The sequence below is a fragment of the Jiella sp. M17.18 genome (genome assembly GCF_041027365.1).
In the GTDB taxonomy this organism is placed as follows: domain Bacteria; phylum Pseudomonadota; class Alphaproteobacteria; order Rhizobiales; family Rhizobiaceae; genus VKMB-3413.
Genome location: NZ_JBFTEH010000019.1, coordinates 16,621 through 35,766, shown reverse-complemented (window position 1 = coordinate 35,766; position 19,146 = coordinate 16,621). Strand labels below are relative to the sequence as shown.

Genomic DNA, 19,146 nt, shown 5'->3' with positions numbered 1-19,146 from the left:
TGCCTCAGCTTGGCCGGCTTCTCCTTCCAGCTCTCCGGCACCTCGCCGGCCTTGATCGCGGCCTTCTCGTCCTCGGTGTTGCGCTGCTTCGGCGCGGCGACAATGGTGGCGTCGACGATCTGCCCGCCCATCGCCAGATAACCGGCCCTGGCGAGGTGCCTGTCGAACCGGGCGGACAGGTTCCTGACCGCCCCGGCCTGCGCCAGATGCTCGCGGAACAGCCAGATCGTCTTGACGTCCGGCACCTTATCGGGAAAGCCGAGCCCGAGAAAGCGCATGAACGACAGCCGGTCTGGATCTGGAATTCGGCCTGATCGTCCGAGAGGTTGTAGAGCGCCTGCAGGACCAGGACCTTGAACATCAGCACGGCGTCGTAGGGAGGTCTGCCGCCCTTTGCGCCGTCCGAGCGCTTCAGAGCCTTCGCCAGCGGCTTGCGGAACACCTCCCATGGCATGATCGCGTTCAGCTTCTCCAGCGGGTCACCCGCCTCGCTCAGCCGCCCATAGCGCTCGTCGATATCCAGAACCCCGGCTGTCCCCGCATCCATGCCTCCCGATCCCGTCGAAGCCCGATGGAATCACGAAACGAGCCGATTGGGGAGGTTCTTCGAGGTTTCCAGCGGACCTCTGCTTGCCCTTTCGTCAGGGCTAATGGCCTCACGATGCGCGGAACATGATTGGTGATCGATGACGCCACCGCCGTGGAGCAGGTGATGCAGTTCACGGGGCTCCGGGTGCTACGATCACTCGTTGACTTCAGCGCCCGCGGCGCTTGACCTTCATGAACGCCGCGAACGGCGGGTCGATCTCCTCGATCCCCTCCCCGGTGCGCTCTCGGAGGTACCTGTCGAACAGGAGAACGACAAGCTCGTTGCGGCTCAGGCCTTCGGCTTTAGCTTCGGCATCAACCTTCTTGAGGATCATTCGCGATACCCGGATGGTCGTTGCTGCCATCGGCCGCCCGCCGGCTTCTGAACCCCTCGCTTGGAGCGCTGCAGCGTTATCTGCCAAGAGCTCCGTCCTCAGCTTTGTCATCCGACCTCCCCGCGTGTGGCCGTGAGCATCATGATCTCTTCGAAGAGGTCTTGGAACTCCACCCGCGAACGCGCTGCCAGGTTGCAGGAGAAAGCTGTTCCTCCTGCGTCCATCGCGTCGCGAAGCGGAACACGGCGCGTGATGACCGACTGCAGGAACACGTGCTCCAGATAAACGTCCTTTACCGACGCGGGCATCAAACTTCGCAGTCGTGCTTTCCCCGGCAACTGCCGATTCATGGTTGCCGAAGGATCGATAAGTGAAAGAACGTATCTTGCCAGTCGCTGCCTGGCTTCAGCTTTTCGGAACGTCCGAATGGCCGGTGCGAAGTCTCGCGTTGATGTCGACAGCGGAACGAGGACGAGATCCGCGCAGTCGATCGCGGCTGCATGCTCAGCAAGAACAGCGCCGCTCGTGTCGATGACGATAACGTCCCTGTCCGAGTGGTCATCCACCGCCGACCGGATCCGGGCCGGTTCGATCTTCACGACTTCGATCGTACCTCCGGCTCGGGCCCATTCGACGCACGAATGCTGGTCGCTGTCTGCATCGAAGACTGCAACACTATGCCCGCTGGCCGCAGCAGCGGCTGCGACGTTGATCGTCATTCCGCTCTTGCCCACGCCGCCCTTCCCGGAAGCGATCGTCACGCGCAGGCGTCTTGGAGGTCGCACCAGCCCTTCCCTGTTCTTGATATTCTGCAGGGGCATGTTTGCCCTCCATCGAATCGATCTTTGTCCGATGGTCGATCCTTTCGTCGAAAACGCGTCGGGAATTCTTGTCCTCCCGCCGCTTCGGCAGACCGAGCGTGGCCGAAATGCCACATGGTGACTACCGCAGCCGTGCATTCGCGCCGCGGCTTCCGTAATCATGGCTGATTCCGTCGCGTCAAGCGGGGTCACCGAGATGGGGTGCGCGAAGAAGCCGCCTGTTTGGCGCGATCAGGCGGTCGGTGCTTGGCCCAAAAACGGCTAAGTCCCGACTGCCCGATGATCCTTTCACGCAGGGCGGTGTCCGCCAGTGCCCTCACCGCAGGAGCGTGTCGGAGCATCAGCAGCATCGCCTCGGCATACGCACGCCGGAGCCGCGCCTCGATCACCGCGCCGTCGACTTCGCTCGACATCGACAGCCGCGAGCCAAGGCCGAAGCTGCCTTCGATCTGCGCGAGCAGCGTCGTGGCACGCCCGAGGTCGGAGACGTCGAGGCCACCGGCGCCGCATGACGGGGTGCCGAGGATGACTTCCTCGGCGGCCCGACCCGCAAGATGCACGACCAGCTGGGCCGAGAAGTCGTCGAGAAGACCCTCGTTCGCCTCCCGCTGATGATGGACGCGGCCGCCGAATGTCTCGGCGATGGAGAGGACGGTGGGGATGATGCCCAGCGACATCAGCGCGACCGCGTGGCCCGCCTCATGGATCGCGACCCGACGGCGGACCGCTTCCGGACGACCGTCGGGCGGCATCGCAACGGCCAGGAGGTCGGCCGCCGTGACTGCGCGTCCGGCGATCCGGGCAGCCTGGCGGGCGTCGCGGGAGATCCTGACGGCGTCCGCTCCGGAGGCCGAGCCAGCGAGCATCATCGCGACCGGCTGCACGTCCGCCTCGGTCAGGTTCGGCAGGTGATGCTGCAGGATCCGCGCCAGGCCGTCTTCGCTTGGCAGCCCGACGAAGAACCGCCGGTCGAGCCGACCGGAGCGCACGACCGCGGGATCGAGATTGGAGCCGTCGTTGCACGCTGCGAGCACGACGACGCCCTCCCGGCGGCCGGTGCCATCCAGGCACTCGAGAAGGCCGTTGATGATCGAGCGCCACCAGTCGTCATGGCGGGTTGTCGATCCACGGGCCTGGAGCGTGTCGATCTCGTCGATGAAGATCAGCGCCGGCGGCGCCGCGGCAGCCTCCGCGAAGACGCGCCGCATCTCCTTCATCACCGTGCCCAGGTGCCCGTCGCCGGTGCTTTGCCACGCGGCATACGACGTGGGGAAGAACGCGACGTCCGCAGACCTGGCGAGCGCGCTCGCGAACAGAGTCTTCCCCGTGCCGGGCGGACCGACGAGGAGTGCGCCACCGTCGACCTCGGACCACGGGATCCGTCCGGCGCGGTGGTCGTCGAGCGATTGCACCATTCGCATCCCCCACTCCTTGACCGGACCGTAGCCGTGGAGTTCCTCAAGGTGTGGCCCGGACGACGAAGCCGTCGTGATCATCCGGCGGAGCGACGCGATCACGGTCGCCGTATCGGGCCCGCGCTCGATGGCGACGTCGATCAGTGTCGGATCCAGCCGCCCGGGCTTCAGGTCGGACGGCCAGCCGTGCCTCCCCGCACCGAAGCGCCGCTCGAGTGCCTGATCGAGGGCGGACGATGGCAGCGTTGCCAGGTCGACCTCGTGGTCCGCGAGCGCCTCGATCTGCGGCGGCACCTTCTCCGTGGGCCCGAAGCAGACGATCGTCGCCGCTTCCGCGAGCGCCTCGACAACATAAACCGCCTTCTCGGAGGTCGACTTGCGCTCCCACGTGCGAAAGTTCGCGTCGGGAACCATGAGCAGGCTGTCCAAAGCGAGGATCCAGTCGGACCGAACCGCATCCTCGAGTGCCCGCCGAACACCACTCTGAGCCGCCGAGCGCCACCCCGGCGAAGGGGCGCGAACGATGACCAGCAGTTTCTCACGGTTCTTGAGTCGCTCGATGATCGTGGAAGGCAACGCCGGGCGCACATGGGAGAAGACCGCGAAGCCTGACGCCTTCGTCTTCTTCAGACGGAGAGCGATCTCGTATTCGAGCCACTCATTCGCATCCTGCCCGGCATCGGCCTCGATGATCTCGCCGACATCGTCGACGTCGTCGAACGGCTCGCGGCCCGGCCCGTCCCGCGGCAGAAGGGAGATGGGGTTGCGGTCGCCGTTCCTCTTGCTCTTGCTCGCCGGAGCGCTCCCATCCTCCGCAGGCGAGATGGGCTCGTGTCTGGTTTCGGTCATCGTGATCCTTCTCCTCGGCGCGATCGATTCCATGACGGCTGGTGATCAATGTGTTCGAGAGCGGCTTGCGCTGGGGAGCCCGTGGCCAACGGGCGGTGCTTCGGCGATGCGCCACAGCCGCGAATAGCTCCGACACCACCGCCGCTCGGGGTCGATCGCGTAGATCCGCGACGTCATCGCGAGCCCGGGGCCGACGGTGGGATGACCAGAGACCAGGCCCCCAAGCCGCCAAGCGGACGTGTCGACGACGACGCTCACGCCGGCGATGACCGGCGCGGCCGCGAGTTCCTCCGGCGTCGGTCCGTCCTCCCCCGCGTAGCGCTTCAGGTCGGCGACCAGCTGCTCCAGCGTGCGGATGTCATCCGACTGCCCGCCGCTCGGGATGCCAGGTGCATCGTACGGAAAACGCGGCATGATCACGCCTCGCCCTTCGGCGCGAGGAGCCGGTCCGGCCGGCAGGCGAGCCAGTCGATCGTCATCCGCGCCGTCGCGTCGCCGGCGGCGGCGTGCGCCTTCAACTGAGCCAAGAGCCGCTGGCGCTCGAGGCGCGACAGGCGGCGTCGGCCGAGGCGGAGCGCGGCGCCGACGAGGGCCGCCGTGTCGACCGACAGGATGGTCGCGGACGGCGGCGCGCTCGAGTCCGGCTCGCGGTTGGGCTGCGTCGGGGCGGTGTAGTTGCTGGGGGGCATTGGCATACCTTTCAATGAGGTTTCGGGAGGAGCGCTGGCAGCTGCAGCGGCGTTCGGATCGGGGACAGCGGCCGGGCAGGCCGGCGTTCGGCGGCGCAGCGGGCGAGCCTGCTCAGGTGGCGGGGCGACACTGGCGAACCGATCGACCCGCCAGCGTCGCGTCCGCAGTGCCGCGCTACTGCAGGCGACCGGTAGAGGCCGGCCTCATCCGCCGCACGGCAGCGTCCCGGCGGAGTTCTGCGGGGCCGACGAACCGTGAGAGCTCGAGGTGCAGCGGTTCCGCCGCATCGTCCGGCGCCGGGCCGGACTCTTCCACCTCGCTTCCCTCTTCCTGCGGGTCCTTGGCGTCTGCGACCGCCTGCCCCGAACACGCGGGACAGGGCTTCGGCTCCGGCTCCGGCTCCGGCTCCGGCTCCGGCAGGAGGCCGGCAAGCATGGGCCCCGACCGACGGCGGATTTCCTTACGGATCCGCTCGTCGAGGCGGTCGAGGTAAGCGAGGACGGGCACGCCGAACGCCAGGTCGATCGCATCGGGGCCGATCGTCATCTCAGGGTCGTAGCCGGCTCTGCCGTAGCGGTCGATGACGCCACAGCCGACGCGGGAGACCCTATAGCCGTCCGCTTCCAAGGCCTTGCGGGCGGTCAGCGTGGCGATGCGGAGCGTGCGGAGGATCGCAGCAATGCGCGGACCGGAGAACACGACGCCGCCGCGCCGGCACTCGAGGATCGAGGCGTGACGCGTCTCGTCGTCGATGACGACGAGATCCGTGGCATACGTTCCGGTCTGGTGGAGATCATGCTTGAGTTCGACGAGGCTCAGCCGCCGGTTGTTGTCGACGACCTCCGCCGCCGCCCGCGTGAGCGGCAGCGGATACTCCCGCAGGACGGTGAAGCGCGGGTCCTGCTCCAGAGCCTTCGCGATCAAGTCGGGGATCGCCTGGCCCACGCGTGTCACGACAGAACGCAGGATGCTCGCGAGTTCGGAGAAAGCGCCGAGCGTCGCATCCTGCTCCAGCGTCTCGGACGCGCTGATCGCGCTCGCGACGATCGTGACGGCGAGCCTGTCGACATACGCCGCGACCGGATCCGCGCCGTCCGAACCGCAGGACGGCCGGTGAAACGCGCCGTAATCGGGATCCGCCTTCGGGTCACCGCCGCCGGGCTGCGGGTCGGTGTTCTTGTTCAGATTCTTTCTGGACATAAGAGTCTCCTGCCGGCACAGGGCCAGCGCTTCGATGATGGTGTAGGGAGGGGCCGCGTCGGCCGGCGGAGGAGCTGCCGGACCGGACAGACGATGGAGGCCGCGGGCCGGGCGCTGTTGACGGATCAGGCCCCGTCGGGCGCGGCGCGCGACGAGGGCTGCCGGACGATCATTCCCCCGCAAACGTCCTCGACCTCCGCGAGCCCGAGCGTCGCGAGCTTCTGGCAGAGGATCGGGTCGAGCCAGATGCCTCCGAGTGCAATGCCACCCTCGGGGACGAGCGCGAAGCCCTGGCGGTCGAGAAGCGTCAGCAGGTGGCGGGAGGCGGCGATCTCGGCGGCCGCGAAGACCGGGCCGTACGGGCCGACCTTCTTCGCGCTGCGGATGTGCGGCTTGGGCGTACCGGGGGGCTCATTCCGGGGGCCGGCGCGGTCATCGATGTCGGTGTTGGTCGGCATCGTCTCGGACGAGCACCCGACCGCCTCCATCTCCGCGGTGGGCTGGTCGAGGAGGTGCGACGAGCCGCCGGCGAGCCGCACCTTGAGCTCGTCTGGGAGGTCGGTGATCTCGTCGATGCGGACGGCGGGCCAAGGCCGACGACGTACGACCTGCCGTCGACCTGCAGCGTCCGAACGGGCCGGGCGAACTCGATGTCGGGCGACAGCGGCTCGCTGTGGCCCCCGCGCGCGGTGGCCGTCAAAGCGGTGCGGCCGGACGGATCCGGCGGCGTCTCGTTGATGTCGGGATTGCACTTGCACGGCGACGCCGTGCGCGTCAGAAGACGCTCAGCCATTCTGTACCTCTTACCAGGTCAGGGTGGTCAGGCTGCTGGGCGGGACGGCAATCCCCCCGGCGGCCGCTTGCGCGGACACCTGCAGCAAGACGTTATGGTCGACGACGGAATGCCACCGACGCCACTAATGTAAATGACGCGACTGCCGAGTAAAGGTGCGCCTGCGGCTTTTTTTCTTATGTCTAATGATCGGTATTTAGTTCAAATTCTCTTCTTATTCCTCCAACGTCAGGCGCACGTGACTTATTGACACCAGAAGCGCGGTTGCAAGCCTGGATGATGGACAGATAGAACAGCTGGTAGAACCGCTTCGACGTTGTGACTCACTCCGTCAGGCGCTACGGATCACAGCACCAACATCCTCCTTACAAGAAGGATGCCAATCGCCGCGATAGCTAGCCGCTGCTGCGGCGGAAATGATATCCCTTCCCGCCACCAGCTCCTTCAGGCCGCCTCGAACTTTCTGCCAGCGTTCGCGTCCGTCGCCGAGAGCCCCCGCAGGATCGCCTCCGACAGCTCGACCGGGTTCTCGAGGCTCAGCATGTGCGGGCCGCCTGCGATGATCTCGAAGATCGAGCCGGGGATCTGCTGGAAGCAGCGCATGAGTGCCGGCGGCGTCGAGGCGTCGCACTCTCCGGCGATGGCGTGGGTCGGGATAGCAATCTCCGAGAGGCGCCCGGCGGTCTCGATGGCGGCGAGAGCGCGCCATGCCGCCGCCCAGTCGGAGACGAAGGCGCGTCGGATCCGGTCGCGGGCGTAGCGGACCGCCCAGCCGTTCTCCGCGAGCGCCTGCGGGGTGAACCATCGCGTCAGCGTCGGCGCGACCTGGGCCGCAAGACCGTCGCGCTCGGCCGCATCGGCCCGCGCGCTGAACGCCTCGTTGCTCCAGGCGGTGCTGGCGATGATGGTCAGGCTCTCCAGACGGTCCGGATGCGAGAGCGCGACCTGCTGAGCGATCGAGCCACCCAGCGACAGCCCGACCAGATGGATCTTCGGAAGGTTCAGGCCGTCGACGAGCCTCACGAGGTCGTCCGCATATGTGCCGAGATCGCTCGCCAGCGGTGCCGCGGCTGCATGGCCGTGGCCGCGCAGATCATGGGCGATGACGCGATACTGCCGCGCGAGGTGCGGGACTGCGTCGCGCCACATGCGGCGGTCGAGCCCCAGCGCGTGCACCAGCACGAGCGGCGGCCGTCTCCGCCCGTGTCGGTCACCAGCGTCCCATGGTCGCCCATGTCGAAGCGGGTCTGCAAGGCGCCCTTGCCCATGTCGACTGGCAACGCCGCGGCGTGATCGGGTGCGTGCTGCAGAACGTCCGAGCAAGCCCCCTTGAGAAGCTCTAGCAGGCTGTTGAAGAAGTCAGCCGCGTTCGCAGACGAAGCCTGAATCGTCGCCGTTGTGGATATAGAAGTGGCCGACGAGGCGGCCGGCGGTGCCGATGGCGGCCCATCCGCGACCGCAGGCGGGGTCGTTCTCGTCTTGTCCTTCCCACGAGAACTCCGCGCAGGCCGCTCCATCGCGTGCGCCGTAGCGCACGTCGAGGAAGCCCTTGAGCGCGCCGAAGGCGATCTCACCGTCCGCCGCGCCATTTAAAGTGAGATGCGCCTCTTCGAGAACGTCGAGTGGTCCCAAGCCGGATCATCGACGCCGATGCCGACGAACCAGCGGAACAGAAGGTCGTATTCCAGCCGCTCCATGAGCAGCCGCTCCGAGCGGATCGAATAGAACGCCTGCAACAGCATCGCCCTGAGCAGTTTCTCAGGCGGGATCGACGGCCGCCCGTGCGGCGAATACAGCGCCGAGCACCCGCGTCCCAGCGAGCCAAACGCCTGGTTCACGATCGTCTGGATCGCCCGCAGCGGATGATCTCGCCGCACCCGCGCCTCCAGATCGACGTAGCTGAACAACTCGCCCGTTCGATTGTCGTCGCCCCGCATGCACCGTCTCCGAATCCCTTCGAAGTCACTGAATCACGCCCGAAGCCCCGCGGCGAGCGACTTCTTCAACAGCCTGCTAGGGCATTAGTATTCGAAGCCGGCGAGCGTCTCCGGCATGTCCTCAGGCTCTCTTTGCGGGTTCGCGGAGTTCTTCGCTGCGATAGCGCTCCAGCGTTCGAGAGCTTTTCCGATATCCGATGCCGCGTCGATGATGTTGCCGGGAAGCGCGTCGCTGAGAGTTGCGAGGAGCGAGCTCCTGCCCCCGAATCCGGGACAATCGCCGAGAACGGTGCGTGCAACCGATACTGCGCGTTCAATGCCCTGGCGACGCAGCTTCAAGTCAGTCCGCTGCCGTTCGATCGCCTCTTCTTTCTCCAAGAGATCACGCTCGGCTCTTGCCGCTTCAGCGAGCCGCACAGTGAGGTGCGCCTCACGATCTGCCACCCTCCGCTCTGCTTCCTCGACTTGCGCGTGGAGACGGTCAAGCGCGGCTTGCTCTTGATCCAGCTCAGCAAGCCGGCACTCGACCTCGGCCGCAGCCTTTCGCGCAGTCTCTCGGTCCTCCGCAGCGCGCATCCGCTCGGCTTCGGCCGCTTGTGCTGCGGCCGCCGCCGTTAGCTGGTATCGCTGGATCGCACGATACTTACGCGGCGATAGATGCCGCGCGTTCGTCTCCGTTCGCGGTCGACCGCGCACAAGCCCAAGCGGCTTGCACTCGCCGCCTATCCAATCCTGCAGAGCACTAAGCTTCGCCGGCTGGCCGAAATGATGACGGACTGAAACGCAGGTCGACACAGTGTGCTTAGTAACTTTCGTGTATGTAGGGACAATGAAAACCGACAAATGAGGCGTTGTTTCGTCAAGATCAAGCCGCCAGCAGGCGATGGTCCAGTCGGATTTACGACTGCATGCTACGAGTATCCTCGCCAAAAACTCCTGAATTTTGCGGGGATCAAATCTCGCGAGCGTCTCGCGCGTCGGGCCCTCCGCCCCCTCCAACACCGCGGCCCAGCGACGCGGGAGCCCGCGTGGCAGATCGTCGGACGTAGACACATTCTCTCCGTCCGTGAGGAAGGCGGTCGTGAACCTCTCTGCGAGGAGAGCTTTGAATGCTCCCATCACCTCAGCGCGATCGGTTGGCTTCGCCCTGCCACGCTCGCGGCTACTGAGGTCGGCGCTATCCCGGCCGGCGCGCTGTTCATCGGCTCCGTTGGGATCCACCGCCTCCCGATCGGCCTCACTCACCCGCAACGACCGATCGACGAACGAGCCGCTCGCGTCATCCTCGAAGGCTTCACGAGATGCACTGAACAGCAGTTCGGTTCCGATCGCAGCGTTCCGGCGACGCTTTATCCCAGCCGCCTCGGTTGCCCGCCGAAGGCATGCTCGGACGTCGAACGGACTGATCGGCAGACCGGCAATGTCTTCACCCGTCACACCGCCGGCGAGCACAAGGCTCCGACGAAGCGGATCACAGTTTTCTAGGTCATGGTTTCCCGATCGCCGGCCGTGCGCGGCACGTCGTCCGGCGTCCGCTTCGGTACGGATTGGTTCTTGGCGCACGCATACGTAGGCCGGCATTGGGACGTCTCCAGGTCCCGATGCATTTTCCCCATCACGTTGAAAGTCGGAACAACCGATTCCTGCCGGACGAGCCGGCAGGAACCGTGGCCGTNGCATACGTAGGCCGGCATTGGGACGTCTCCAGGTCCCGATGCATTTTCCCCATCACGTTGAAAGTCGGAACAACCGATTCCTGCCGGACGAGCCGGCAGGAACCGTGGCCGTGCTGCACACCTCGGGCTCCGGGTGGGGACCGATCCGTGCTGCGCAAAAAATCGCTTAGTAAGTCTAGACTGTGATCCGGCGTGCAAATTTGCACGCCGGATCACACCCGCCCGCCAGAGATCGAGGTCGGCCTTGAGGTCGAGCGCCCAGTCCTTGGCCTTGCCATAGCCGGACAGGGTCTCCACCGTCATGCTGGAGCCGGTACAGGACGGCTCGGGCTCGATCACGGTCGATCCGACATCCTGGCGATCGTCGCGCCTGTGATCGCTGCTGCTGGAGGTGCGGTTGCCCTCGCCCTTCGCCCTGTCCCGGACCGTTCGCATGGATTCCTGGATCGAGCCCGATGTTCGTGCCAGCACTCGACTGGCGCCGAGGTCCTCATCGTCGTCGTCGTCATCATCGTCATTCTCGGCGGCGGCCTCCGCCGCCCTGGCGCGCGCCGCCTCCGTTGCGCTTCTGCCGAGCTGGGTGAGCAGCGCCACGATGCGGCCGAGCGGCAGGCCGGCACGAATGCAGAGCGACAGATCCGCGAGCGGAAGCAGCGCCAGATCGACCTCGTCGCGGGGAAGCTTTGCGAGCGCACGTTCAATCTCCTCCAGACCGTAGCCCGTGATGATCGCGAGCGTCTGCGCGACGATGGCCGCATCCAGCATGCCGCCAGCGAGGCAGTGATGAGCGACAAGGTGCAGGAGCGGCGAGAAGCTGGGCCCCTCCGAGAGGACGATCAGCGGATGGCCGGATCGGGCGGCGTGAGCGAGATGGTCCCCGACATCATCTTCCCTGCTGCAGGACGCCTTGGCGTCTAGGACGATCTGGCCCGTCCTGTCGAGCGTCATGGTGAGGACAGGCCAGTCGAGGTTCTCGTCATCCGGAAAGTCCAGCCTAGTGGAAAGACGGCAACGTTCGCCGCCGCCCGGCCCGCCATGACCGCCTGGATCGCATCCGAATTGGTGCCGTAGCTCTCGACGTTCCAGCCGATCTCGTCGGTCAGGCCGCGCGCCCAGGAGTCCTAGACAGAGCCCTTGTTCACCGCGATGGTCTTGCCCTTGAGCTGCTTGAGGTGGGTGATATCGGGCGCGCCGGCCTTGGTGACGAACTGAAAGTCGGTGTTGAGGTAGCCCTCGGTGAAGAGCAGGTTGTCCGCCCGTTCCTTGGTGATCGTCACGGGCGCGACGAGGAAGTCGTAGGTACCGGCCTGCAGGCCGGGGATCAGCCCGGAGTACTGCGCAGCGGTAATATTCATCCTGGCGCCCATGCGCTTGCCGATCTCGTTGGCGAGATCGACGTTGAAACCCTCGACGCCGCCGCCCATCGTCGGCATGGCGTGCGGCGCGAAGGTGTCGTCCAGGGCGACGTGGAATGTCTTGTCCTGCGCGAGAGCCGGCTTGACGAGAGCGGCGGCCGCCAACGCGACCGCACCGGGGACGTGACGAGTTACAAGGAACATGGACCCACCTTTCTGGCGCTTGCGGCGAACTGACGTGCCGCAGGATCGGCGACGGGTAGGTTCCGAGACATCGGGAGACAAGGCAAGATAAGCTGGGATCTTAAAAAAGATCAGCCTATACCTAGAGGTTATAGATGTTGCTTAGATCTCGGTCATTGCGACGACAGGGGCCGCCCGTCGGACGAACGACCATTCCTCCATGGTCGGGAGGGTCCCGGATCCGATCAAAAGCTCTGCCCACTGTCTTCTCTGCACGGCAGGCTGACGCAGCCCCGGGGCGCTAAATCGGCCAGCGGGCCAGCTTCGATCCCACACGAGCGCACGAGCCGGCATCATCTGCGAGGAGTGAAAGAAAGCTGCCTTGCCGATAGCGGCAGGACGGTCCGCCCTCCGCCCTCCGCCCTCCGCCCTCCGCCCTCCGCCCTCCACCGTCAACGGCTTCGGCGCGCGAGCAGCCCCGCCGCGACTGCGCGAGACGAGGCCATGTGGCTCCGCATCAGGCGATGAGTTTCGTCCGCGTCGGCCGCCGCGATCGCCTTCGCGATTTCTTGGTGCTCCGTCCGTGAGGCGTCGATCCGCTCCGGATCCTCGTAGAAGTTGACGAGCCGCCACGGGAGCGTCCGGACGTTCAGCTCGCTGGAGGTGGCGGCCAACACGGCGTTGCGCGCGCCTGCCTTGATCGCATCGTGAAAGCGCGTGTTGATCTGCGCATAGACGCCGGGATCCTCGCCGCTGATCATGCCTTCCTGAACGATGCCCTGCAGCATCCAGCGCTCCTGATCGCTCATGCGATGCGCGGCAAGGCCGGCGAGTGCCGCTTCGACTTCCCCGACGGCCTCGAACAGTTCCTCCAGTTCCTCCGACCGGATCTCGCGCACGACGAAGGCGCGGCGGGCGCCCCGCTCTGCCAGCTTGATCTGCTCCAGCCGATGCAGGGCCTCCCGCACCGGCGTGCGGGATACGCCGAACTGCTCTGCCAGCGACAGCTCGGACAACGCGTCGCCCGGGCGCAGCTGACCAGCGACGATTGCCTCGAGAAGCGCATCGAAAACGGTCAAGGCGGCGCGACCATGCGCAGGCACCTGCCTATTATTTAGTCGTTCCATCATCATGATTTTTTTGTTTGCATATGTATACATGTTGTGTCACTCAATGTCGCGGTTTCGCAAGCCGTCGGCCAGGGCTTCGGCGAGGCAGCAGCGACTTCCGGCGCATCGTCGGGCGAAGCCGTCCTTTCGGCAACACAGGGGTTACGGATGCATTCTCACGGATCATTTCGGCAATCGACATCGCCGCTCGGGGCGCCGCGGGGTCTGGCACGCCTCCTTGCGGCATCGCTCCTCGGCGCAGCATTGACGTCCGGCGCCGCAAGGGCAGCCGATGATGATCTGCCGGCGTCCGTCGCCTCGTCCAAGACGGTGACCTTCTGCTCCTCCCTCAGTCAGCCGCCGCTGGAGTTCGTGGACCAGAACCAGAATCCGGTCGGGTCCGACATCGAGCTCGGAAATGCTCTGGCGAAGTCGCTCGGCCTCAAGACCAAATGGATCAACATCCCGTTCTCGGGCCTGATCCCGGCACTGCAGGCGGGTCAGTGCAATGCGATCATGTCGCAGCTCTTCATCAAGCCGCAGCGGCTCGAAGTCATCGACGAGCTGCCGTACATGTATTCGCAGGAAATCCTGATCTTCAAGAAGGGTGCGACGGTTGCCGACGACCCGGTGGACATGTCGGGCAAGAAGGTGGCGACGGTCACCGGGACGACGGCGACGGTGCTCCTGGAAGACGCCAACAAGAAGCTGAAGGCCGCCGGCAAGCCGCTGATCAACATCGTCGAGTTCCCGACCGGGACGGCGGCCTTCCAGCAGTTGGTGATCGGGCAGGTCGATGCTTACGGCGCCGCCTACGAGATCGGCACCTATTACGACAAGCAGAATCCCGACGAGATCGTGGCCGGCTCCAAGCCGTTCTACAAGATCCTGACCGGCATCGGCATTCGCAAGGACGAGCCTGGCCTCAGCAAGGCTTTCGAGAAGCAGTTGGCCGCCTTGATGAAGGACGGGACCTATCAGGCGATCTTCAAGAAATGGGATCTGGCGACCGACATGCTGTCCGGCCCGATGCCGACGCAGCCCGTGAAGAAGTAGTCGCGGCGAAGATCGCGCCGGTTACGGCGGCTGGCACGGGCGGGGTCTCCGTCCGTGCCCCGCCCGGGCGCCCAAGCAGGATGGTCGGATGCATTTCGATTGGCCGTATTTCTGGCAACAGCTTCTCCTGCCGAGCAGCAATTTTCTGTCCGGCCTCGGCCTGACAGTCACGATGGCCGTCTGCGCCGAGGTGATCGGGATCATTCTCGGCCTGCTGTTCGCGCAGATGCGGCTGTCCCGGAACGGCGTCCTGAAAAGGATCGCCAGCTTCTATATCTGGATCATCCGCGGCACGCCGCTGCTCGTCCAGATCGTGTTCATCTATACCGGGCTCGCGGCGGCCGGGATTCTCCGCTTCCAAGACATCAGCGTGTTCGGGATGTTGGTGTCCGGAAGCCTGCAGGCGGGCATCGTCGCGCTGGGCCTGCACGAAGGCGCCTACATGGCGGAGATCTTCCGGTCCGGAATTCAGGCCGTCGACCAGGGGCAATTCGAGGCGGGAAAGGCCTTGGGCATGCCGCCCTCGATGATGATGCGTTACGTGGTGCTACCCCAGGCGCTCCGCATCGTGCTCCTGCCGATCGGCAACCAGTTCAACATCTTGCTGAAGAACACCACGCTCGTCAGCGTGATCGGCGTGTCGGAGATGATGCTCGTCACCGAGACGATCAACTCGGCGACGTTCCGCACCTTCGAACTCTACTCGGTGCTCGGCATCTACTTCCTGCTTCTGACGACCTGCTGGACGCTGTTCATGCACTGGGCCGAAAGGCGGCTGGAACTCAGCTCGCGTCGGCCGGCGCCGAACATGGAACCTGTCGCGGTGCAGGCGTAATGGCTGACATCAAGGGCCGCGCACCTTCGACGAAATTCCGGCGGACGGCGATGATCGATAAGCGCGACATACTGGTCGAAATGACCGCCATCGAGAAATGGTACGGGTCCACCAAGGTGCTCGACAAGGTGGATTTCAAAGTCCGCCGCGGCGAAGTGGTGGTTCTCATCGGGCCGTCCGGCTCGGGCAAAACGACTCTGCTGCGATGCATCAACCATCTGGAGACGGTCCAGGCGGGGCGCATCCTGGTGAACGGCCAGTCGATCGGCTACCGAACGACGGTCTCCGGCAGGCTCCTGGAAGACAGCGAGAAGAGCATCGCCGTCCAGAGGCGCGACGTCGGGATGGTGTTCCAGCGGTTCAATCTGTTCGCCAACATGAACGTCCTGCGCAATATCACCATCGCCCCGCGCAAGTTGCGGGGCCTGTCGCAGGAGCAGGCGACGGCCGAAGCGCGCGAGCTCCTGGCGCGTGTGGGCCTGGCGGACAAGGAGGCGGCCTATCCGCATGAACTGTCGGGCGGCCAGCAGCAGCGGATCGCCATCGCGCGCGCGCTGGCGATGAAGCCGGCGGTGCTTCTCTTCGACGAGCCGACGTCGGCGCTCGACCCGGAGATGGTCGGCGAAGTGCTGTCGGTGATCCGGACCCTCGCGCAGTCGGGCATGACGATGGTCGTCGTCACGCACGAGATGGGCTTCGCCCGGCAGGTCGCGGACCGGGTCGTCGTCATGGCGGCCGGACAGATCATCGAAGAAGGCGGCACGGAGGCGGTCTTCGGCTCGCCGAAGCATCCGAAGACGCAAGCCCTGCTTCGCGCCATCGTCCATTGACCCGGCCTTCGGAATTGGACGATGGCTCCGGCCGCAGACGCCGCCGTCATGCTCCGTGTAAAAGAACCCAAGGAATATCTCGTCGTGATGCGTGACTTCCACGCCCCTGGGCGCAGCCCCGTCTATGCGTTGAACGCCATGGCGGCGACATCCATGCCGCAGGCGACGCTCGCGGCGGTCGAGATCATGAAGGCAGGAGGCAATGCGCTCGACGCGGCCATCGCAGCAGCGGCCGTCCTCGGCGTCGTCGAGCCGCAGTCGACCGGGATCGGCGGGGACTGCTTCTGCCTCTACATGCCCGCCGGCAGCGGCAGGGTCGTCGCGATCAACGGCTCGGGACGCACCCCCGCCGGTCTCTCGCTCGACGCGCTCGCCGCGCGCGGCGAAGCCGGCTACGAGGCGACGTCGCCGCATGCCGTGACCGTTCCCGGAGCCGTCTCGGCCTGGGAGAAGCTCTCGAAGGCCTATGGCCGGATGTCCTGGGACGCCCTCCTGCGTCCCGCGATCGACCATGCGGAGAAGGGCTACGTCGTCGCGCCCCGCGTTGCCGCGGACTGGCATCGCGACGTGGCGAAGCTGAAGAGCGGAGGGTCCGATCTCTTCCTCAAGGAGGGGGCGGCGCCGAAGGCGGGGAGCGTCATGCGCAATCCCGCGCTGGCCTCCACGCTGCGCGCCATCGCCAGGGACGGCGCAAAGGCGTTCTACACCGGGCCCATCGCCGCAGACATGGTCGCGGTTCTGCGGGCGAAGGGCGGGTTCCACACGGAAGAGGATTTTGCCGCAGGTCTCGACGCCGCCGAGTTCGTCGAACCGATCTCGGCCCGCTTCGCCGACCACGACGTCTTCGAATGTCCGCCGAACGGCTCGGGCATCGTCGCGCTGATGCTCATGGGGATCATGGATGGGTACGCACCGAGCGACGATCCCCTGGATCCGCTGCGAATGCATCGCCACCTCGAGGCGGCCCGGCTCGTCTATCGCGACCGCGATGCCTTCCTCGCCGATCCGGCCCATGTCGACGTGCCGGTGCGGCAGCTGCTGGACACCTCCTACCTCTCCGGCCTGCGTGACCTGATCTCGGACGAGCACGCCCTCCGGACGCTTCCTGCTGCCGGAAGCCCGCATAAGGACACGGTCTACATCGCCGTCGTGGATGCGGACGGGAACGTCTGCAGCTTCATCAACTCGATCTTTCAGAGCTTCGGCTCGGGGATCGTCTCCGACAGGACGGGCGTCGTCCTGCACAATCGCGGCTTTTCCTTCAGCCTGCAGCGCGGCCATCCGAACCAGCTCGCCCCGAACAAGCGCCCCATGCACACCATCATCCCGGCCATCGCCACCCGCCAGGGCCGGCCGAGATTCGCCTTCGGGGTCATGGGCGGGCATTTCCAGCCGATGGGACAGAGCTGGACGCTGGCGAACATCCTGCAGTACGGACTGGATCCCCAGGCGGCTCTCGATCTCCCGCGGGTGTTTCCGCTGATGGGACGGGTGGAAGTGGAGCGCGGCGTCTCGCCGGAGGCTCGGGCGTTCTTGAGGGATCGCGGGCACGAACTTGTCGAAGTCGAGGTGCCGCACGGCGGCGGACAGATCATCGAGATCGACGCGGCAAACGGTGTCCTGATCGGCGGGTCCGATCCGCGGAAGGACGGCTGCGCCCTCGGCTATTGAAGCGCGAGCCAGCGCGTGCATGCCGTCGAACGGGTCGGGGCCGTCGCGAACCTCTGTCGAAGCGAGTCGTATTTAAACGGGGCGGCTCGACCTAGCCCCATGGCCCTGTGTCGATATTTCAGACGCTAATCAGCGTGACCCGGCGCCGGTTCGAAGCTCCCTCGCTTAGGCGACTTCGGCCTCCGTTGCTGGCGACACGGGCGAGCGCTGCCTCAGCGGGCGTCAGATCTATTTCTGGGCATTTGGGGTTCGCGGAATCAATCCGCCACGCATGGCTCAGCAAGTGGCCGGCATTGGTATTGAGGACCTTAGCAGGGTGTTGAAGAAGTCGCTCGCGTTGGCGGTTTTGGCGTGATTCAATCCGTCCTCGGAAGCGAGGGACGGATGCGCGGAACGGACAAGCGGACGTGAGAGCTGTTCTCCTATGTGGATATGCAGAAGCGGGTTCGGGCGGATCATCCGCTGCGGCTGGTCCGGGAATTCGCCGATGCGGCGTTGGAGGCGCTGTCGGGCGACTTCGCCGCGCTTTATTCGGGCATGGGGCGGCCCTCGATCGCGCCGGAGATGCTGCTGCGGGCGATGCTGCTCCAGGCGTTCTATTCCATCCGCTTGGATCGCCAGTTGATGGACCGGCTGGAGTTCAACCTCTTGTTTCGCTGCTTTGTCGGGCTCGGCATCGATGGTTCCGTGTGGGGTCATTCGACATTCTCCAAGAACCGCGACCGGCTGCTGGACGGCGCGATCGCGGCGAAGTTCACGGCCGCGGGGCTGGCCCAGCCGCGGGCGAAGCGGCTTTTGTCGAGCGATCGCTTCTCGGTCGACGGCACGCTGATCGAGCTCTGAACCTCGATGAAGAGCTTCAAGCCGAAGGACGGCTTGGGTGATCCGCCGCCCGGCGGCGGGCGCAACCGGTATGCCGACTCTCATGACGAAATGCGCTCGAACGCCACGCACGCCTCGACCACGGACCCGAAGGCGCGGCTCCACCTCAAGAGCGCCGGCAAGGAGGCCAAGCTCTGCTTCATGGGCCATGCCCTGATGGAGAACCGTTCCGGCCTTTTGGTCTCCCCCTGTCTGACGGCCGCCGACGGCCACGCCGAAAGGATCGCCGCGCTGGTGATGATCGAGCTTATGGCGAGCGCTCGAGGTCGATCACGCTGAGGGCGACAAGGGCTTCGATGTCCAGGACTTCGTCAATGAACTGCGCGCGACGCGCGTCACGCCGCACGTGGCGCAGAACTCGGCGGGCCGACGATCGGCGATCGACAGGCGCACCACTCGGCACAGAGGCTACGAGACCAGCCTTCGCATCCGCAAGGGGATCGAGGAGGCCTTCGGCTGGATTGAACGGGGCCGGCTTTCGCAACAGCCGGTTCCGCGGCGTCGAGCGGACGGGCTGGGCCTTCTCCTTCGCGGCGGCCGCCCACAACCTCATCCGCCTGCCCAGGCTCCTGGCGGTTTCGCCACGAGCGCCCCGACTGGTCGCAAGCTCGTCGGGCGCTGGCGGATCGTCGAGGCCGACCTGTGGAACCCTGCCTATCTCGACCTCTGCTCCCCTCACGATGACCGTCGGGCCGCAGCAGAAGCAAGGCGAGATCGCCTTCGGCGCCCTGCATGTCACCGCGGCCGCCGATCAACGCGCCGCCTGATCGGACCCATCACCCAACTTCGGTCATAGCTCGGATCTGGCAGGCCGCCAGTTCTTCGTCCGATCGATGGGATCGGGGAGGGCATAACGGCGCTTGAGCTTCTTGCTGGAGCTGTGCCCGCGCCCCATCCGGCAAAATTTCGGTCGACACTTCG

15 protein-coding genes and 4 pseudogenes are annotated in these 19,146 nt (G+C 65.7%); 5 read left to right on the top strand and 14 right to left on the bottom strand.

The features are described from left to right. The 14 genes and pseudogenes from AB5S17_RS22170 to AB5S17_RS22105 all read right to left on the bottom strand — a co-directional run. Positions 1-543: pseudogene (locus AB5S17_RS22170) on the bottom strand (transposase); the annotation flags it as partial. Between the two features lie 212 nt (positions 544-755). Beyond that, positions 756-1,034, bottom strand: coding sequence for a ribbon-helix-helix protein, CopG family (locus AB5S17_RS22165; protein ID WP_369243373.1), 279 nt, complete (start codon positions 1,032-1,034; stop codon positions 756-758). Beyond that, a complete protein-coding gene (locus AB5S17_RS22160) occupies positions 1,031-1,744 on the bottom strand; it encodes a P-loop NTPase (RefSeq protein WP_369243372.1) in 714 nt (237 codons plus the stop codon). Before AB5S17_RS22160 ends, AB5S17_RS22165 begins: the two co-directional genes overlap by 4 nt. A 188-nt stretch (positions 1,745-1,932) precedes the next feature. Next, positions 1,933-4,008: an AAA family ATPase gene (locus tag AB5S17_RS22155; RefSeq protein WP_369243371.1), complete on the bottom strand. Its 2,076-nt coding sequence runs from the start codon at positions 4,006-4,008 to the stop codon at positions 1,933-1,935. Between the two features lie 45 nt (positions 4,009-4,053). Beyond that, on the bottom strand, positions 4,054-4,422 hold the full coding sequence (locus AB5S17_RS22150) for a DUF6634 family protein (RefSeq protein ID WP_369243370.1): 369 nt from the start codon (positions 4,420-4,422) through the stop codon (positions 4,054-4,056). Positions 4,423-4,424: 2 nt separating this feature from the next. Then, complete coding sequence (locus tag AB5S17_RS22145) at positions 4,425-4,697, bottom strand: hypothetical protein (RefSeq protein WP_369243369.1); 273 nt, start codon at positions 4,695-4,697, stop codon at positions 4,425-4,427. 175 nt (positions 4,698-4,872) lie between these two features. Then, complete coding sequence (locus AB5S17_RS22140) at positions 4,873-5,898, bottom strand: hypothetical protein (protein ID WP_369243368.1); 1,026 nt, start codon at positions 5,896-5,898, stop codon at positions 4,873-4,875. Positions 5,899-6,023: 125 nt separating this feature from the next. Beyond that, positions 6,024-6,437, bottom strand: coding sequence for a hypothetical protein (locus tag AB5S17_RS22135; RefSeq protein ID WP_369243367.1), 414 nt, complete (start codon positions 6,435-6,437; stop codon positions 6,024-6,026). A 698-nt stretch (positions 6,438-7,135) separates the two neighbouring features. Beyond that, complete coding sequence (locus AB5S17_RS22130; protein ID WP_369243366.1) at positions 7,136-7,873, bottom strand: alpha/beta fold hydrolase; 738 nt, start codon at positions 7,871-7,873, stop codon at positions 7,136-7,138. Between the two features lie 177 nt (positions 7,874-8,050). After that, positions 8,051-8,314: pseudogene (locus AB5S17_RS22125) on the bottom strand (hypothetical protein); the annotation flags it as partial. Then, positions 8,299-8,628: pseudogene (locus tag AB5S17_RS22120) on the bottom strand (transposase); the annotation flags it as partial. The pseudogenes AB5S17_RS22120 and AB5S17_RS22125, both read right to left, overlap by 16 nt. 84 nt (positions 8,629-8,712) lie before the next feature. After that, positions 8,713-10,080 carry a hypothetical protein gene (locus tag AB5S17_RS22115; RefSeq protein WP_369243365.1) on the bottom strand — a complete coding sequence of 456 codons (1,368 nt, stop codon included), beginning with the start codon at positions 10,078-10,080 and terminating at the stop codon, positions 8,713-8,715. A 1,345-nt stretch (positions 10,081-11,425) separates the two neighbouring features. Continuing rightward, positions 11,426-11,863 carry a transporter substrate-binding domain-containing protein gene (locus AB5S17_RS22110; protein ID WP_369243364.1) on the bottom strand — a complete coding sequence of 146 codons (438 nt, stop codon included), beginning with the start codon at positions 11,861-11,863 and terminating at the stop codon, positions 11,426-11,428. 431 nt (positions 11,864-12,294) lie between these two features. After that, positions 12,295-12,972, bottom strand: coding sequence for a GntR family transcriptional regulator (locus tag AB5S17_RS22105; RefSeq protein WP_369243363.1), 678 nt, complete (start codon positions 12,970-12,972; stop codon positions 12,295-12,297). 147 nt (positions 12,973-13,119) lie between these two features. Between AB5S17_RS22105 and AB5S17_RS22100 the strand changes: the two genes are divergently transcribed. The 5 genes and pseudogenes from AB5S17_RS22100 to AB5S17_RS22080 all read left to right on the top strand — a co-directional run. After that, positions 13,120-14,007, top strand: a complete 888-nt coding sequence (locus AB5S17_RS22100) for an ABC transporter substrate-binding protein (RefSeq protein ID WP_369243362.1) — start codon at positions 13,120-13,122, stop codon at positions 14,005-14,007. An 88-nt stretch (positions 14,008-14,095) separates the two neighbouring features. Further along, positions 14,096-14,842, top strand: a complete 747-nt coding sequence (locus AB5S17_RS22095) for an amino acid ABC transporter permease (RefSeq protein ID WP_369243361.1) — start codon at positions 14,096-14,098, stop codon at positions 14,840-14,842. 50 nt (positions 14,843-14,892) lie between these two features. Beyond that, on the top strand, positions 14,893-15,672 hold the full coding sequence (locus AB5S17_RS22090) for an amino acid ABC transporter ATP-binding protein (protein WP_369243360.1): 780 nt from the start codon (positions 14,893-14,895) through the stop codon (positions 15,670-15,672). A gap of 87 nt (positions 15,673-15,759) precedes the next feature. Next, on the top strand, positions 15,760-17,343 hold the full coding sequence (locus tag AB5S17_RS22085) for a gamma-glutamyltransferase family protein (protein ID WP_369243374.1): 1,584 nt from the start codon (positions 15,760-15,762) through the stop codon (positions 17,341-17,343). Positions 17,344-17,775: 432 nt separating this feature from the next. After that, positions 17,776-18,797: pseudogene (locus tag AB5S17_RS22080) on the top strand (IS5 family transposase); the annotation flags it as partial. Between the last annotated feature and the right edge of the window lie 349 nt (positions 18,798-19,146).

What these genes read in the sequence shown, in the direction of transcription:
- AB5S17_RS22095 (WP_369243361.1), top strand. Translation starts at nt 14,096, where the DNA reads ATGCATTTCGATTGGCCGTATTTCTGGCAACAGCTTCTCCTGCCGAGC.
- AB5S17_RS22110 (WP_369243364.1), bottom strand. Translation starts at nt 11,863, where the DNA reads ATGTTCCTTGTAACTCGTCACGTCCCCGGTGCGGTCGCGTTGGCGGCC.
- AB5S17_RS22150 (WP_369243370.1), bottom strand. Translation starts at nt 4,422, where the DNA reads ATGCCGCGTTTTCCGTACGATGCACCTGGCATCCCGAGCGGCGGGCAG.
- AB5S17_RS22155 (WP_369243371.1), bottom strand. Translation starts at nt 4,008, where the DNA reads ATGACCGAAACCAGACACGAGCCCATCTCGCCTGCGGAGGATGGGAGC.
- AB5S17_RS22105 (WP_369243363.1), bottom strand. Translation starts at nt 12,972, where the DNA reads ATGATGGAACGACTAAATAATAGGCAGGTGCCTGCGCATGGTCGCGCC.
- AB5S17_RS22085 (WP_369243374.1), top strand. Translation starts at nt 15,760, where the DNA reads ATGCGTGACTTCCACGCCCCTGGGCGCAGCCCCGTCTATGCGTTGAAC.
- AB5S17_RS22160 (WP_369243372.1), bottom strand. Translation starts at nt 1,744, where the DNA reads ATGCCCCTGCAGAATATCAAGAACAGGGAAGGGCTGGTGCGACCTCCA.
- AB5S17_RS22090 (WP_369243360.1), top strand. Translation starts at nt 14,893, where the DNA reads ATGATCGATAAGCGCGACATACTGGTCGAAATGACCGCCATCGAGAAA.
- AB5S17_RS22165 (WP_369243373.1), bottom strand. Translation starts at nt 1,034, where the DNA reads ATGACAAAGCTGAGGACGGAGCTCTTGGCAGATAACGCTGCAGCGCTC.
- AB5S17_RS22100 (WP_369243362.1), top strand. Translation starts at nt 13,120, where the DNA reads ATGCATTCTCACGGATCATTTCGGCAATCGACATCGCCGCTCGGGGCG.
- AB5S17_RS22145 (WP_369243369.1), bottom strand. Translation starts at nt 4,697, where the DNA reads ATGCCCCCCAGCAACTACACCGCCCCGACGCAGCCCAACCGCGAGCCG.
- AB5S17_RS22140 (WP_369243368.1), bottom strand. Translation starts at nt 5,898, where the DNA reads ATGTCCAGAAAGAATCTGAACAAGAACACCGACCCGCAGCCCGGCGGC.